Origin of the sequence: Pelagicoccus enzymogenes, assembly GCF_014803405.1 — a bacterium.
Taxonomy (GTDB): domain Bacteria; phylum Verrucomicrobiota; class Verrucomicrobiia; order Opitutales; family Opitutaceae; genus Pelagicoccus; species Pelagicoccus enzymogenes.
This window is the reverse complement of record NZ_JACYFG010000034.1, coordinates 1-12,914: the sequence shown is the minus strand read 5'-3', so window position 1 is coordinate 12,914 and position 12,914 is coordinate 1. Positions and strand designations below refer to the sequence as shown.

Annotated in this window: 14 protein-coding genes; 4 read left to right on the top strand and 10 right to left on the bottom strand. The window is 58.7% G+C overall.

Features of this window, described 5'->3' with window-relative positions:
- Positions 1-18 precede the first annotated feature (18 nt).
- The 4 genes from IEN85_RS11655 to IEN85_RS11640 form a co-directional block, all read right to left on the bottom strand.
- Positions 19-489, bottom strand: coding sequence for a peroxiredoxin (locus tag IEN85_RS11655; RefSeq protein WP_191617264.1), 471 nt, complete (start codon positions 487-489; stop codon positions 19-21).
- Positions 490-497: 8 nt separating this feature from the next.
- Positions 498-926, bottom strand: coding sequence for a MauE/DoxX family redox-associated membrane protein (locus tag IEN85_RS11650; RefSeq protein ID WP_191617263.1), 429 nt, complete (start codon positions 924-926; stop codon positions 498-500).
- Entirely contained in the window at positions 923-1,357 is a 435-nt protein-coding gene (locus IEN85_RS11645) for a rhodanese-like domain-containing protein (protein ID WP_191617262.1), read from the bottom strand. Before IEN85_RS11645 ends, IEN85_RS11650 begins: the two co-directional genes overlap by 4 nt.
- A 77-nt stretch (positions 1,358-1,434) precedes the next feature.
- Positions 1,435-1,995 (bottom strand): thermonuclease family protein, encoded by a 561-nt coding sequence (locus tag IEN85_RS11640; RefSeq protein ID WP_191617261.1) that lies wholly within the window; start codon positions 1,993-1,995, stop codon positions 1,435-1,437.
- A 191-nt stretch (positions 1,996-2,186) separates the two neighbouring features.
- Here IEN85_RS11640 and IEN85_RS11635 point away from each other — a divergent pair, with 191 nt between their 5' ends.
- The gene (locus tag IEN85_RS11635) at positions 2,187-2,990 is read left to right on the top strand and encodes a TrmH family RNA methyltransferase (RefSeq protein WP_191617260.1); all 804 of its coding nucleotides are present in this window, start codon (positions 2,187-2,189) and stop codon (positions 2,988-2,990) included.
- Positions 2,991-3,026: 36 nt separating this feature from the next.
- Positions 3,027-3,755: a class I SAM-dependent methyltransferase gene (locus IEN85_RS11630; RefSeq protein ID WP_191617259.1), complete on the top strand. Its 729-nt coding sequence runs from the start codon at positions 3,027-3,029 to the stop codon at positions 3,753-3,755.
- Positions 3,756-3,782: 27 nt separating this feature from the next.
- Here IEN85_RS11630 and IEN85_RS11625 read toward each other — a convergent pair whose 3' ends face one another.
- The 3 genes from IEN85_RS11625 to IEN85_RS11615 all read right to left on the bottom strand — a co-directional run bounded on the left by IEN85_RS11625 (position 3,783) and on the right by IEN85_RS11615 (position 7,040).
- Positions 3,783-4,718, bottom strand: a complete 936-nt coding sequence (locus tag IEN85_RS11625) for a metal ABC transporter permease (RefSeq protein ID WP_224772584.1) — start codon at positions 4,716-4,718, stop codon at positions 3,783-3,785.
- 16 nt (positions 4,719-4,734) lie between these two features.
- Positions 4,735-6,180, bottom strand: a complete 1,446-nt coding sequence (locus IEN85_RS11620) for a metal ABC transporter permease (RefSeq protein WP_318186612.1) — start codon at positions 6,178-6,180, stop codon at positions 4,735-4,737.
- Positions 6,181-6,284: 104 nt separating this feature from the next.
- On the bottom strand, positions 6,285-7,040 hold the full coding sequence (locus IEN85_RS11615) for a metal ABC transporter ATP-binding protein (protein WP_191617256.1): 756 nt from the start codon (positions 7,038-7,040) through the stop codon (positions 6,285-6,287).
- Between the two features lie 202 nt (positions 7,041-7,242).
- Here IEN85_RS11615 and IEN85_RS11610 point away from each other — a divergent pair, with 202 nt between their 5' ends.
- Complete coding sequence (locus IEN85_RS11610) at positions 7,243-7,611, top strand: DoxX protein (RefSeq protein WP_191617255.1); 369 nt, start codon at positions 7,243-7,245, stop codon at positions 7,609-7,611.
- Positions 7,612-7,730: 119 nt separating this feature from the next.
- Positions 7,731-10,463 (top strand): phosphoenolpyruvate carboxylase, encoded by a 2,733-nt coding sequence (locus tag IEN85_RS11605; RefSeq protein WP_191617254.1) that lies wholly within the window; start codon positions 7,731-7,733, stop codon positions 10,461-10,463.
- 7 nt (positions 10,464-10,470) lie between these two features.
- Here IEN85_RS11605 and IEN85_RS11600 read toward each other — a convergent pair whose 3' ends face one another.
- The 3 genes from IEN85_RS11600 to IEN85_RS11590 form a co-directional block, all read right to left on the bottom strand.
- Positions 10,471-10,869 carry a thiol-disulfide oxidoreductase DCC family protein gene (locus IEN85_RS11600; protein WP_191617253.1) on the bottom strand — a complete coding sequence of 133 codons (399 nt, stop codon included), beginning with the start codon at positions 10,867-10,869 and terminating at the stop codon, positions 10,471-10,473.
- Positions 10,870-10,990: 121 nt separating this feature from the next.
- Positions 10,991-11,542, bottom strand: a complete 552-nt coding sequence (locus IEN85_RS11595) for an REP-associated tyrosine transposase (RefSeq protein WP_224772588.1) — start codon at positions 11,540-11,542, stop codon at positions 10,991-10,993.
- Between the two features lie 84 nt (positions 11,543-11,626).
- A complete protein-coding gene (locus IEN85_RS11590; protein ID WP_191617113.1) occupies positions 11,627-12,859 on the bottom strand; it encodes an IS481 family transposase in 1,233 nt (410 codons plus the stop codon).
- Positions 12,860-12,914: the final 55 nt, after the last annotated feature.

Sequence of the window (12,914 nt, the reverse complement as noted above, 5' to 3'; positions counted from 1 at the left end):
CCACCCTTACCGTTCGACTCAGCTGCCAACGAGCTCACGCAGCTGCTCAGCATGGGCAGCCGAGTCCACCTTCTCGACGACGCCCAGAACCTTGCCACCGGGCTCGATCAGATAGGCGGAGCGGGTAGGCCCCAGGAAGGTCTTTCCGTACATCTTCTTTTCCACCAGCGACTGGGTCGCCTTGGCGAAAGCGTGCTCCGGATCGGAGACCAAGGGAAAGGAGAGCTCATGCTTGCTAGCGTACTTCAGGTGCGAGCCCGGGGTATCCTTGCTCAAAGCGATTATGCCAAAACCCGCCGTATCCAATTCCTTTGCAACAACTTGCAATTGCTTCGCTTGCTTGTCGCAGCTGCTCGTGTTGTTGCGCATGTAGACCGAGACAACGGTGGGACGCGTAATGAGCTCGGAAAAGCTGCCCTCCCTTTTCTCGCCGTTCTCCACGAAGCGAACGGGAAAGTTCAAGTCGATCGTATCGTTAACATCAATCATAGCAAAAGTTAGCGTGACGGGGCTTTTCTCTCGAAGAAACAAGCGGTCGCCAAGGCGAGCAGCAGAATAAGGTTCTGTCCGATTTTCAGCATGTAGTCGCCCCCAGTCTGCAAGCGATTCTCTCCAAAACAGCCGCAATCCATTTCCAAGCCTCTCGCCAGTCCTTGAGCCACCAGGACTATAAATAAGAGAAGCATAAAAAACGTTAACAATGCTGCTCCTTGGCGCCACCACCCAGAGATCAGGCAGAGGGCCACCAACAATTCCAGCGCGGGAGCAAAAAACGCCAAGGCAAGAGCGACGTCGTAGGAGAAGACCTCATAGGTCAGCAAAGACGTGAGGAAGGCTTCCGGATCCACCACCTTGACCACAGCGGCGACCCCGAAAAAGAGCCCTACCACTGCGTACAGGATCCAGCTGAATATTTTGGGACTCATCGTTCTCCCTCCACTTTCGCCACCCCAGCCTCGAGCAGCGCTTCCCAGCCACCCCGCAATGCATAGATTTCATCCGCGCCCAGCTCTTCCCTCAACCGTTCGGCAACGTGGTGAGAGCGCAGGCAAGATTGGCTGGAGCAATAGACGACGATCGGCATCCCTGGAAGCCACCTCTCCAGCAAGGGCACGAAGCCCGCGTCCCAATTCTCCTCGTTCAGGAGCATGGCGCCCTGCAGGTGGGCCGCCTCGAAATCCGCATCCGTTCGAGCGTCTATCCAAAGCGCGCCGTCCAGCGAGCGGGCCGCCACTAGGTCGATCTCGTACGCTGACGCATTGGCTGGCAACAACTCCGGACGTGCCAGGTAACTGACCGCTCCCAAAACCACGGCGAGCGCCAGAATAGCAAGAGACTGCCACAAGGCTTGCTTCATCCGCGACATCAAGCCGAGCCGCGGCAGCCGAGTCCAGCGCAGAACGGCCAGCCCTCCGTTTTTTCAGACAAAGCTTTCTACTCCTTCGAATCCCGCTCTTCCGGGTCGACTTCCAGGTTGGCAACATCTTCGTCGCTCATTTCGCCCGCTGCATTTCGCTTGTCCTCCAGCAATTGGATAATAGCGGGGTTCCAAATGCCTAGCTTCTGGGCTTGGGCAAGCTGCTGGGCCTCGCCGAGCGCTCCATCCGCGCTCGCCTCCGAAACCTGCCAGCGAGCAAAGCCATGCCTGACCATCGCGGCATTCACGTACTCGCCGCCCAGCGTGCGAACCTCGGCGCTCATCAACTCTGCAGAAGCCACCGAAACGGGCTTTACCGAAACACGCTTGCCGCGGAGCGATTCCTCGAGGAACGCAAAAATCTTCTCGTCGAGCATTTCGGCCTCCGTGGCCGGCGAGATACCGAAAAGTTTCACCACCACCGGTCGCCCGCCTCCAAAATCGATGGCTAAGGCGTCCTTCTGCAAAATGTCCTTAACCACTCCCTCCCGATCCTTCTCGTCCGACTTCTTGTTGAGGAGAAAGTACATCGCGAGGATCACGATAGCAACGACGACGAGGATGGGAACGATTGTCATAAGGCGTGGGGATGGGGAATATCGCTACTGCTAACACTGTGACCATCAAGGGGTTTCCAGCAAGGCAATAATACAAGCAGTAATACGGCAAGTTGAAGTATTTCTTTACAATCGCAGCCAATTCACTCTCTCCGCCCACTCCTTGACAATTTATTTGAATACGATTCCCGCCCACATTACAGCAAAAGGAAATGATCGAGGCCGAACACATCACTAGCCTGCAGAACCCACGAGTGAAAAACCTCGTGAAGCTTCGCGACCGACGCGCCCGCAACCAACAAGGCGTCTTCATCGCCGAAGGCTACCGAGCCATTTCCCGAGCTCTCGAAAAAGACGTCGTGCCTCAAGAGGTCTACTTCTGCACCGACTGCTTTCTCGGCGAAAACGAGGACGCGCTGCTCGCCCAGGCGCAAGCTCGCGGGGCAACTCTCTTCGAACTCTCCAAACACGCCTTCGAAAAAGTCGCCTACCGCGATCGCCCCGAGGGACTGCTCGCAGTCATCGAACAATGGAACTACACGCTCGACGACCTGAAGCTCTCCAGCCCGCCCTTCTTGCTCATTGTCGAATCCATCGAAAAGCCCGGCAACCTCGGCACCATCCTGCGCTCCGCCGACGCCGCTGGAGTCGACGCTGTCATCTGCTGCGACTCCGTGACCGACCTCTTCAATCCCAACGCTGTCCGCTCCTCCACCGGCGTGCTCTTTTCCATGCCAACCGTATCGGCCAGCACCGATGAGGTGATCGAATGGATACGAGCCAAGGGCATCCGTACCGCTGCCACCACTCCACACACCAACGTTCTCTACACCGATACCGACCTCCGCGGACCGCTCGCCATCGTTATGGGCTCCGAGCAATTCGGACTCTCCGAAAAATGGCTCAACAACTGCGACACCAAGGTCCTTATCCCCATGGCCGGACAAGCCGACTCCCTCAACGTCGCCATGGCTACCCTCATCACCCTCTTCGAAGCTGTCCGGCAACGCGGGTAGGAGCGAGCTTGCTCGCGATCCACCGCCCCCCCTCAAGTGAACCTCTCCCGCCTCCAGAAAAACTTCGAAACGCTCGCTGCAGAAGACCCGCTCTGGACCGTGCTTTCCGACAAGTCCAAGAAAGGCGGCAAGTGGGACACCTCAGAATTCTTCCAGTCCGGCGAAGACTGCATCCGCGGACTCCAAGAACGCCTCGAGCGTATCGGCATTCCAATGACAGGCGAGACCGCGCTCGACTTCGGATGCGGAGTGGGACGCTTGACTTACCCGCTTTCCCGCCGATTCGAGCACGCCATCGGCATCGATATCTCCGAGTCCATGATCTCGGCTGCCCGAGAAAACTCAGATCGCGGCAAGAACTGTAGCTTCCTACTGAATACAAGCAATTCCTTGCCGGCCCTCTCGGACGCTAGTATCGATTTTGCCTACTCCGACATCGTCTTCCAGCACATCGCCCCCCGCTACACCAAACACTATCTTTTGGAAATCTCACGGGCCCTAAAACCGGGCGGCATCCTCGTCTTTCAGCTCCCCAGCCACCTCTTGCAGGGCAATCCGATACGCAAGCAGTTGCAATACAAGCTCAAAGCCTTCCTGCAAGCGATCGGACTCGGCTCAGCCTACTTCGAGATGAACGCCATCCGCCGCGAGGCGCTCATCCAATTCCTCCAAAGCAAAACGGAACTCGCCCACGTCCAAGATTGGGACTACCCCGCCGCAGGGCCCAATTGGCAAAGCTACCTCTACGTCTTCCGAAAGAGGTAGAGCCCGCCATCCTACCAGCCATGGGCCTCAGCGAAACGCCCGCCAGAGCAAACCACGCCGCGGGGCGAGCGCCCACGCAAGCAGGAACATCCCGAAGATCACCGTGCTGATCGCCCCCGCGGTCGAGATGTCTAGCCACAAGGCGAAGTGCATTCCCAAGAGCGAGCCCAAGAGAGCGATCACGAGTGTGATTCCTAAGATCACCGGCAAGCGGTCCGAAAGCAACGACGCGGTGGTTCCCGGAAAAATCAGCATCGCAATCACTAGTACCGCCCCGACCGCCTCGAAGGAGCTCACCACCACAATGGCTAGCAGCGACATCAACGCATGATGTACCACAGCGGGATTCATCCCCATCGATCGTGCTAAACCAGGATCGAAAGAACTCACCACCAGGGGCCGATAAAAAAGTATCACTAATCCAACGACAAGAAGCGACACGACTCCCATGCGCAAGACGGACCCAGGTGCCTCGAACAAACCGAAAACGGAACTGAGCGGCTCGAGCGTCACATGCTCGATCTCGCCGTAAAGCACGCAGTCCGTATCCAAATCGACGTTCTCGCCATAGATGGAAACCAAGACCACCCCGATCGCAAAAAGCGTCGTGAAGACGATCCCCAGCGCCGCGTCCGTCTTGATGCGCGACTTCTGGTGAATCACTTCGATCAGCCCCGTCGTCAGCACGCCGGCTCCCACCGCCCCGAGAAACATCGGCAGAGTGTCACGGCTTTGCGAAACCAAGAATGCGATCACAAGCCCGGGCAATACGCTGTGACTGATGGCGTCCCCCACCAGAGCCATGCGCCGCCAAACAATAAAGGTCCCCAAGAAACCGCAAGCCGCTGTAACGAAGAACCCCATCAAAAAGATCCAAATAAACGGATCCAAGAAGTCGGTCCACGGTTCGACGAAGACTTGTTCGAAGGAAAACTCAGGAATCAACTGCGACCAAATTGACATCGTATCCACTCACTCCTTACTGGTTCGGCATACGGTATCCCGTCGCCTTCTCCCCTTGATTGCCCTGCGTCAGGGAACGCTGCAGATCCGCGAGGCTCGGGATCAGCTTTCCATGCGGATCCTCGGCCGGATAGTCTAGCAAACGCTCGAGTCGGCGCACCGTTTCTTCGCCCAACACATGCTCGATGACCTCCGCGTCGTCGTGCACATGATCCGGTTCGTACTCGGCTTGGTTCGTCAAATAGAGTTCCCACAAGCGGTGGTTTCGCACCACCGCGCAAGCCCTCAGCCAGCCATCCGGATTTAGGAAAGCGAAGGTCCTACCCTCAATCTCCTTCACGTCGCAAACGCCCGTTGCCTTGAGCTTCTGCAGCCTGCGAAAAGTCTCCTCCATGGTCTCGTTCAACCTAGAAGCCAGGTCCTTCACGTTAACCCCTTCGCCTGCAAAGCCCTTGCTTTCGCGCACATGGTAGATTGCCTTCAACGTATTCTCGTTCTCGATACGCTTTTGACCGCTGCGACGCTTTCTCCAGCGCGACACCAACCCGTGCTTGGGCGAGAAGAGGAAACTCAAAGTAAACACCGTGCTCGCCGCCAAGACCATGAGCGGCCCCGTCGGGAGACTGTTGCCCAGAAAGGAAAAGAACGCTCCCAAGACCCCTGAGAGCACCCCGAAAACGCTCGCCAGAATAAGCATGCGATTCATGCGGTCCGTCAGCAAGTAAGCCGAGGCCGCCGGTATCACCAACATCGCCGAGACCAGCACCGCTCCAACCGCCTGCAAGGACACCACCACCGTAAAGGCGAGCAACATCATCAACAGGAAATTGAAAACGCCCGCCGGCAATCCAAGCGATCGAGCGAAGCCAAGGTCGAAGCTTCCCACCAGAAACTGACGGTAGAACAACAAGACCATCACCACCGCCGCCACGGCGACTCCTCCGATCATCCACACCTCGGTCGCCGACAACGCTGCCGCTTGGCCGAAGAGAAACTTGTCCACTCCAGATTGAGTTCCCGTCGGAAGCTTCTGTATCCGGTTCATCAGGACAATACCCACTCCGTAAAACCCAGCTAACACCATCCCCAAGGAACTGTCTTCCTTGATGTGCGTGGTTTTTTTGACGAGATTCACCATCACCGTTCCCAAAACGCCGGCGACCGTTGCGCCCACAAAGATAGCGAACGGATCCTTTTCCCCAGCCACCAGGTAGCCTACCGCGACTCCGGGCAGCACCGCATGGGACAAGGTATCGCCAAAGAGCGAGAGCTTGCGCACCACGATAAAGCTTCCCAGCAGCCCGCAGCTGATACCGAGGAAGACCGAGCCCAGCAAGGCAGTCCGTACCACCTCGTCCCGCATGCTAAAGAAGCGAAAGACTTGCTCCCAGACATCCGTCTCCTGCAAATCGCTGATCCGCGCCGCCTCCGTCGAAGCGCAAAAAAGCAGGCCCAGCGCCACCGCTAAGAAGAGGCGTAGGGCCGGCGCTCGCCTACGGCCTTGAGCGCAAGCGAAAGACGCCACTCCCCGAAAACCGCTCCAACTCGCACGTCCCCCACTCACAGCTACTCCTTCCCCACGCGATTCGCCACCTCGGAGAGAATCGTCAAACGTCCGCCGTAGGTCTTCTGCAGCAACTCCTGCGTAAACACCTCTTTCGTCGGACCGAACGCCACCAGGCGCATGTTAAGCAACATCAGCATGTCGAAGTAAGTCTGAGCCGTCGGCAGGTCGTGGTGCACGACTAAGATCGTCTTGCCTCGGCTCTTTAGCTCCCGCAGCAATTCGATGATCGCCGCCTCCGTGGCTGCGTCCACCCCTACGAACGGCTCGTCCATCAAATAGAGATCGCTCTCCTGGGCCAAGGCCCGGGCCAAGAAAACGCGCTGCTGCTGGCCGCCGGAAAGGTTGGAAATCTGCCGCTTGGCGTAGGGCAGCATTCCGACCTTGTCCAGGCAGGCTTCCGCGATTTCCCGATCCGCCTTGCTCACCCTGCCCATCAGGCCCAAGCGGCCGTAGCGCCCCATCAATACCACGTCCATCACGTTGACGGGAAAGTCCCAGTCGACCGACTCCCGCTGCGGCACGTAGCCTACTCGCCTCGCTTCCTTGGCGAAGGTATCCCCAAAGACCTTAACCCAGCCGCCCGTCGTCGGCACGATCCCCATAATCGCCTTGATCAGGGTCGACTTGCCCGCTCCGTTCGGCCCCACGATGCCTACCAACTTGCCCTGAGGCACCTGCACGTCCACACCATAGAGCACGGGACGCTTGTCGTAGGCGACCGTCAGATCGTGCGTTTCCAGCGGAATTTCTTGCATAGTCCTTCCGCTCTAGAAGCAAGGACCTAGTCAAGCAAGCTTAGTTTGAAAGCTAAACAAGTATAATTTTGAATAATCAAAATCAGTAAACCGGGGACAGCTCTGGCAGATTGACTCAATCGCGCGAAGCGCTCCACCGTCCCTCTATCACAGAACCTTCGACTCGGAACACGTTCCACAACCCTCTCGCAACAAACTATCTATGGCTAAAGTAACCTTGGTCGCCCGCTACTTGCTAGCACTCATGATGGTCGTTTTCGGCCTCAACAAGTTCCTCAACTTCATGCCCGCGCCAGAGCTTTCCGGAGACGCCGCCGCCTTCATGGGCACCATGGTCGGCTCCTTCATCTGGCCTACCCTCGGCATTCTCTACATTGCCGGCGGACTGCTGCTGGCCGCCAACAAAGCCGTCGGACTCGCCACCATCCTGCTCGCGCCCGCCGCCTTCAGCGCCTTGATGTTTCACATCACCCTCGATCCCGCCAACCTGCCGCCCGCCATCGTCTTCGTGGTCTTGCTCGCCCTCGTCATGGTCGGCAACGCCTCCAAGTACCGCTCGCTTTTGAGCTGATCCCAGATTTTCTCCACAAAAGCCCCGTCACCCAAAAAATTGGCGGGGCTTTTGCATAGCCTGACGCTTTCGCTTGCCCCAAACCGCTCCTCCTAGAATCTATCGCGCCACACCAAGCCATGCCATCCTTCGAACAACAAATAAACACCGGCCTCGAAAAGGTGGACCGGGACATCGACCATCTTCTCACCTGCGCTCGCGAGGTGCTCGAGGAAATCGGCGAAGCCGAACTCTCCCCTCTGCTCGTTCGCGAGAATCCTAGCGCCAACCAGGTGCCCGCCGAAAAGACGGCTCAGGTCCTCTCCATCGCCTTCCAGATCATGAATCTGGTCGAGGAAAACGCCGCCAACCAAGCGGGCCGCCGTCGCGAAACCGAGGGCCATACCGCTTCCGACACCGGCTCTTGGGGCTACTGGCTGAAGCGCATCGCCGAAACCCATCCCACCAAAGGCGAGCTGCTCGAGACCATCCGCCGCTCCACCGTGTTTCCCGTCCTCACCGGGCACCCGACCGAAGCCAAACGCCCCTCCGTCCTCGCCGCCCACCGCAAGCTCTACGAACTGCTGGTCGAGCTCGAGAACGACATGTACACCCCGATCGAGCGAGAGGAGTTCCGCGACCGCATCAAGGCCATCATCGAGCTGATCTGGCGCTCCGGCGAAATCCTCGTCGAAAAGCCCGACGTCGCCTCCGAGCGAGACAACATCCTCAACTACCTCACCCAAAAATTCCCCGTCGCCATCGAAATCTCGGACGCGCGCTTCCGGGCCGCCATGTCCCAGGCGGGCATCGAATGGGACGAGTCGGACGTCAACTCCTACCCACGCATCCACCTCGGCAGCTGGGTAGGCGGCGACCGCGACGGACACCCCTTCGTCACCGCTGAGGTCACCGCGGAAACCTTTGCCCAACTCCGCTCGGCCGCCCTCTCAACCCTCGCCAAGAAGCTCAAGCAGCTCGGCAAGGACATGGCCCTTTCCCAACTCTTCCAATCTCCTCCAGCCTATCTGCTGGAACGCATCTCCCAGCTCGATCCCAAGTGCCTCAATCCCGGCGACATCGAAGAACCCTGGAAACGCTTCGCTGAACTCGTGCGCGAAAACCTTCCTCGCGGCAAGAAGGCAGACAAAGGCTACAAGCAGCCCAGCGAAGTCATCGCCGACCTGCAAATCCTGCAACGCTCGCTCGCCGATTCCGGAGCCCAGCGCCTGGCCAACCTCTACGTACGGCCCATTATCCGCTTTTTGGATACCTTCGGCTTCCACATGGCCGCCCTCGATATCCGCCAAAACTCCGGCTACCACGACCGAGCCATGTCCCAGCTCCTCGTCGCCGCCGGAGTCGAAGACGGAGAGAACTTTGCCGATTGGAGCGAAGAGCGACGCGTCGCCTTCCTTTCCGAGGAGCTCACCCGCGCCCGCCCCTTCGCCCAAGACCACGAGCACATGGAGCCGGAAGTCCGCGAAGCCGTCGGCGCCCTCAAGGAAGTGGCCAACCAAATCCGCGACTACGGACGCGCCGGAGTCGGCCAAGCCATCATCAGCATGACCCGCTCCCTCTCGGACCTGCTCGTGCTCTACACCCTCTGCCGCGAAGCCGGTCTCACTCGCATGACCGACAAGGGCAACATCTGCCTGGTCCCCATTTCGCCGCTCTTCGAAACCCTCGATGACCTCGAGAACTCCGAAGCCATCATGGACGCCTTCCTGGCCCACCCCATGACGCAAGCCAGCCTGCCTTGGCAACAACGAGCCCTCGACGAAGGCTTCGCCAACTACGGCGTGCCCAGCCCTTGTCCCGACACCCCGCTCATCCAAGAGGCCATGCTCGGCTACTCGGACTCCAACAAAGACTCCGGCATCATCGCCAGCCAATGGGGCCTCTACAATGCCCAGACCCGCCTCATCGCCCTCGGCGAAAAATACGGCGTCAAAATTCGCTTCTTCCACGGACGCGGCGGTACCGTAAGCCGCGGAGCCGGCCCGACCCACCGCTTCCTCGAAGCCCTTCCCGAAGGCTCCCTCGCCCCCGGTTCGCGCGTGACCGAACAGGGCGAAATCATCGCCCAAAAGTACGGGAACTTCCTAACCGCCGCCCGCAACTTGGAGCTCCTCGTGGCCGGGTCCGTCGGTTCCCAGCTGGCAGAAAGCCACAATACGCCAACTCCAGAGCTGGCGGAGGCCATGTCATTCCTTTCCGAATACAGCGCCAAGACTTACCGAGGACTCCTGCAAGAAGACGACTTCCTCACCTTCTACCGCACCGCTACGCCAATCGACGCCCTCGAGCAAAGCCGCATCGGCTCCCGCCCCTCGCGTCGCAGCGGCAAGCCCAGCCTCAAGGACCTGCGAGCCATTCCCTGGGTATTCAGCTGGAACCAATCCCGCTTCTACATGCCAGGGTGGTACGGCGTAGGCAGCTCCATCGCCGCCCTCAAAAGCGAAAAGCCCGAACTCTTCGCAGCCCTCAAGAAGAGCGCCAAGACATGGCCCTTCCTTCGCTACGTGCTCTACAACGTGGAGAACAGCGTCGAAAGCGCCAACCGATCCATAATGGACTCGTACGCTAGACTCGTATCCGACGATAAAATACGCGAACGCTTCCTGAAGCTCATCCACGACGAACGGGCCGCCACGCGCGAAGCCCTCGGCCAGCTCCTCGACGGACCGCTGGAAAAGCGACGTCCCCGCTTCTACAAGACCCTGCACGCTCGCGACAAGTGGCTCGACCTCCTGCACGCCCAGCAAATCGAGCTGCTCGCCAGCTGGCGCGCTTCCGGATCCGAGGAGAACCTGCGAAACGTGCTGCAAAGCATCAACGCCATCGCCGCCGGCCTCCGCACGACCGGGTAAATCTCGTCTAGTCCAAAAACCTAGCCCGCTCTTCCGGGCTAGGCATACGGCAAGCTTCTCGCTTGCCAAAGATGCGGTAGCGACGCTTCGCCACCCAATCGTAAGCCACATCCCGCCACTCCGCGGGCACGACAATAAGCGGGTAGAAAACCAGCCAGATGCCGCCCAGCAGCCTGGCGATCTTGAGCAACGCCGTAGTACGATAGAACACCCGCTCCCCGTCGAAGAACGAGATCGTATCCACATTTTCCCGACGTTCTGCAGGAAGTATCCGCTTCGCCGTCTCCCCTTGGATCGGCGAAAAAAGAAGTCTTCCCCTGCCGTCCACCTTCAGCAAGAAATCAACCGACTTGTTGCAGAAGCCGCACACCCCATCGAAGAAAACAATGTTTTTAGGGAGAGACATAATTTGCCCACCCTACTACCTACAACATCATCGTCAATCCGTAGGGCTGTCGCTTGCGACACGCCGCAGAGACACGGTCAAATCGATGATCCTCCAACGCGGCATGTCGCGAGCGACAGCCCTACCAAGCATCCCGCTTGATAATTCCCGCTTTCACCTTTTCGCTTTCAGAAATCCATTGAGTTGGGATTACTTCGCCCTCTCGCAAAAACTCCTCGAAGTCGAACGGAGCCTCTCTCCACCGTTTCCAGAATTCCCATTCGGCATCCAACTCAACTAAGCTCGCTCGGTAAGGATTCATGAAAAGGTAAAGCCCGTAGGACTCCTCTGAGTCATCGGCCTGAAGCATGTGATCATAAAAGTCCTTTTGCCAGAGCACTTCGATATCAAGCTTAGCCTTAAATTTTCCGATAACGTGGCCCAACTTCAAACGCTCACCCAAACGGAAGACCAAGTGCAAGTGATCTGGCATGAGCACAGCACAATGAAGCTTGAGATCCCCTTCCCGCTGTTGTGATTCGAGCTGATCTCGAATAGCTTTCCAATTCTTCTCCGAGCAGAGAACTGGCTTTCGATCCTCCACACAAATTGTCACGAAGTAACGAGCATTTGGCACAGAGACCCGACCACGCCGCAACGATTGCGTCTTCCGTATTCGCAGCTTGGATTCCATAATCGAATCCAACATGATATTCGGATCTTTGCAATCCGTAGGGCTGTCGCTTGCTGTTTAGCGCAAGGACATAGTTAACACATGTTAAGGTACATGGTTAACGCTTTTCAGGTGGGCTTCTTGCTCCCCCTGGACGCCTAGGCGTCCAGGGGGAGCAAGAAGCGCGTTGTAGTTGTTTCTAGGCTTGGTCGCGCGGCTCAGGTCGATCATCCCCAAGCTTTTCCAGCAGTAGAAAACTTCCCAGCGAAGATCGTCGAACTGGTTTATCGCCACGCTTTCCCCGATGAAGGCCCTTCCGATGAAGAAGCTGCGTCCCTTGAACATCAGGTCGCCTTTGCTCTTCACCTTGCGCACCTGCTCGGCCTCGCCGTAGAAGCTCAGGCAGTGGGGTATGGTCGCGGGCAAGGCTCGCTCCGAGGCGCGGTAGCGGTCGGCGGGGCAGTCGAGATCGAGCGAGCGGTGCGGGCGGACGTGGTTGTAGGTCTCGCGAAACCGGGCGAACTCCCGGTCGCAATGCTCGAGGTCGCGCCACAGCGTGGTCCTGCCCAGCAGCTCGTGCTTGAGGGTCTGGTGGAAGCGTTCCTCCTTGCCTTGCGTCTGGGGGTGCAGGGGGCGGCCGTGGATCGTCTCCACCCCCAGGCGCAGCAGCCAGGCCTCCAGCTCGCTGGCCGCCCCGAACCCCCGCCCCCAGGGCGAACCGTTGTCGCAGAGGATGGCCCAAGGCAGCCCGTACTTGCCGAAGCATGACAGCAGGCATTCCTGCACCGTGGAGGTCCTCTCGTCCTCGCAGGCCTTGAGGATGAGGTTGAAGCGGGAGTGGTCGTCGCAGGCGGTGAGCGGGTGGCAGCGCTTCGACCCGGCCATCTCGAAGTGCCCCTTGAAGTCCATCTGCCAAAGCTCGTTGGGCTGCGAACGCTCGAAGCTCCTGGGCGCCACGCACGGGCGAGAGCCTTGGCCGAGCAAGCCGGCGCGGCGGATGATGTTGTGCACGGTGGTCGCCGAGGGAAGCTCCTTTTCCCCGGCGTTTTGCAGCAGGCGGCGCAGCTTGCGCGCTCCCCAGCAGTCGTGCTTGCGGCGAAGCTCCAAGACCTTCCTCTCCACCTCGGGGCAGCTCTTGTTGGGCTGCCCCGCCGGCCGACGCGAGCGGTCCTCCAGACCAGGCAAGCCTTCCTTGCGGTAGCGCTCCAGCCACTTGTAGGCAGTCGGCGGGCTTATGCCGAAACGGCGGATCAGCTCGCGTTTGTTCGCTCCAGGCTTCGATGCCAGGAAGACGAAATCTCTTCTTTGGGTTATCTTATCGGTCTCCATCCACGGCATACAGAAGTGTTAACCATGTCTGTTAACACCTGTTAACCATGTATCTTGACCAGAC

Bases quoted from the DNA above. Each gene is read 5' to 3' on its own strand.
- IEN85_RS11635 (WP_191617260.1), top strand. From the start codon at position 2,187: ATGATCGAGGCCGAACACATCACTAGCCTGCAGAACCCACGAGTGAAA.
- IEN85_RS11595 (WP_224772588.1), bottom strand. From the start codon at position 11,542: ATGGAATCCAAGCTGCGAATACGGAAGACGCAATCGTTGCGGCGTGGT.
- IEN85_RS11640 (WP_191617261.1), bottom strand. From the start codon at position 1,995: ATGACAATCGTTCCCATCCTCGTCGTCGTTGCTATCGTGATCCTCGCG.
- IEN85_RS11645 (WP_191617262.1), bottom strand. From the start codon at position 1,357: ATGAAGCAAGCCTTGTGGCAGTCTCTTGCTATTCTGGCGCTCGCCGTG.
- IEN85_RS11590 (WP_191617113.1), bottom strand. From the start codon at position 12,859: ATGCCGTGGATGGAGACCGATAAGATAACCCAAAGAAGAGATTTCGTC.
- IEN85_RS11655 (WP_191617264.1), bottom strand. From the start codon at position 489: ATGATTGATGTTAACGATACGATCGACTTGAACTTTCCCGTTCGCTTC.
- IEN85_RS11605 (WP_191617254.1), top strand. From the start codon at position 7,731: ATGCCATCCTTCGAACAACAAATAAACACCGGCCTCGAAAAGGTGGAC.
- IEN85_RS11600 (WP_191617253.1), bottom strand. From the start codon at position 10,869: ATGTCTCTCCCTAAAAACATTGTTTTCTTCGATGGGGTGTGCGGCTTC.
- IEN85_RS11610 (WP_191617255.1), top strand. From the start codon at position 7,243: ATGGCTAAAGTAACCTTGGTCGCCCGCTACTTGCTAGCACTCATGATG.
- IEN85_RS11625 (WP_224772584.1), bottom strand. From the start codon at position 4,718: ATGTCAATTTGGTCGCAGTTGATTCCTGAGTTTTCCTTCGAACAAGTC.
- IEN85_RS11650 (WP_191617263.1), bottom strand. From the start codon at position 926: ATGAGTCCCAAAATATTCAGCTGGATCCTGTACGCAGTGGTAGGGCTC.
- IEN85_RS11615 (WP_191617256.1), bottom strand. From the start codon at position 7,040: ATGCAAGAAATTCCGCTGGAAACGCACGATCTGACGGTCGCCTACGAC.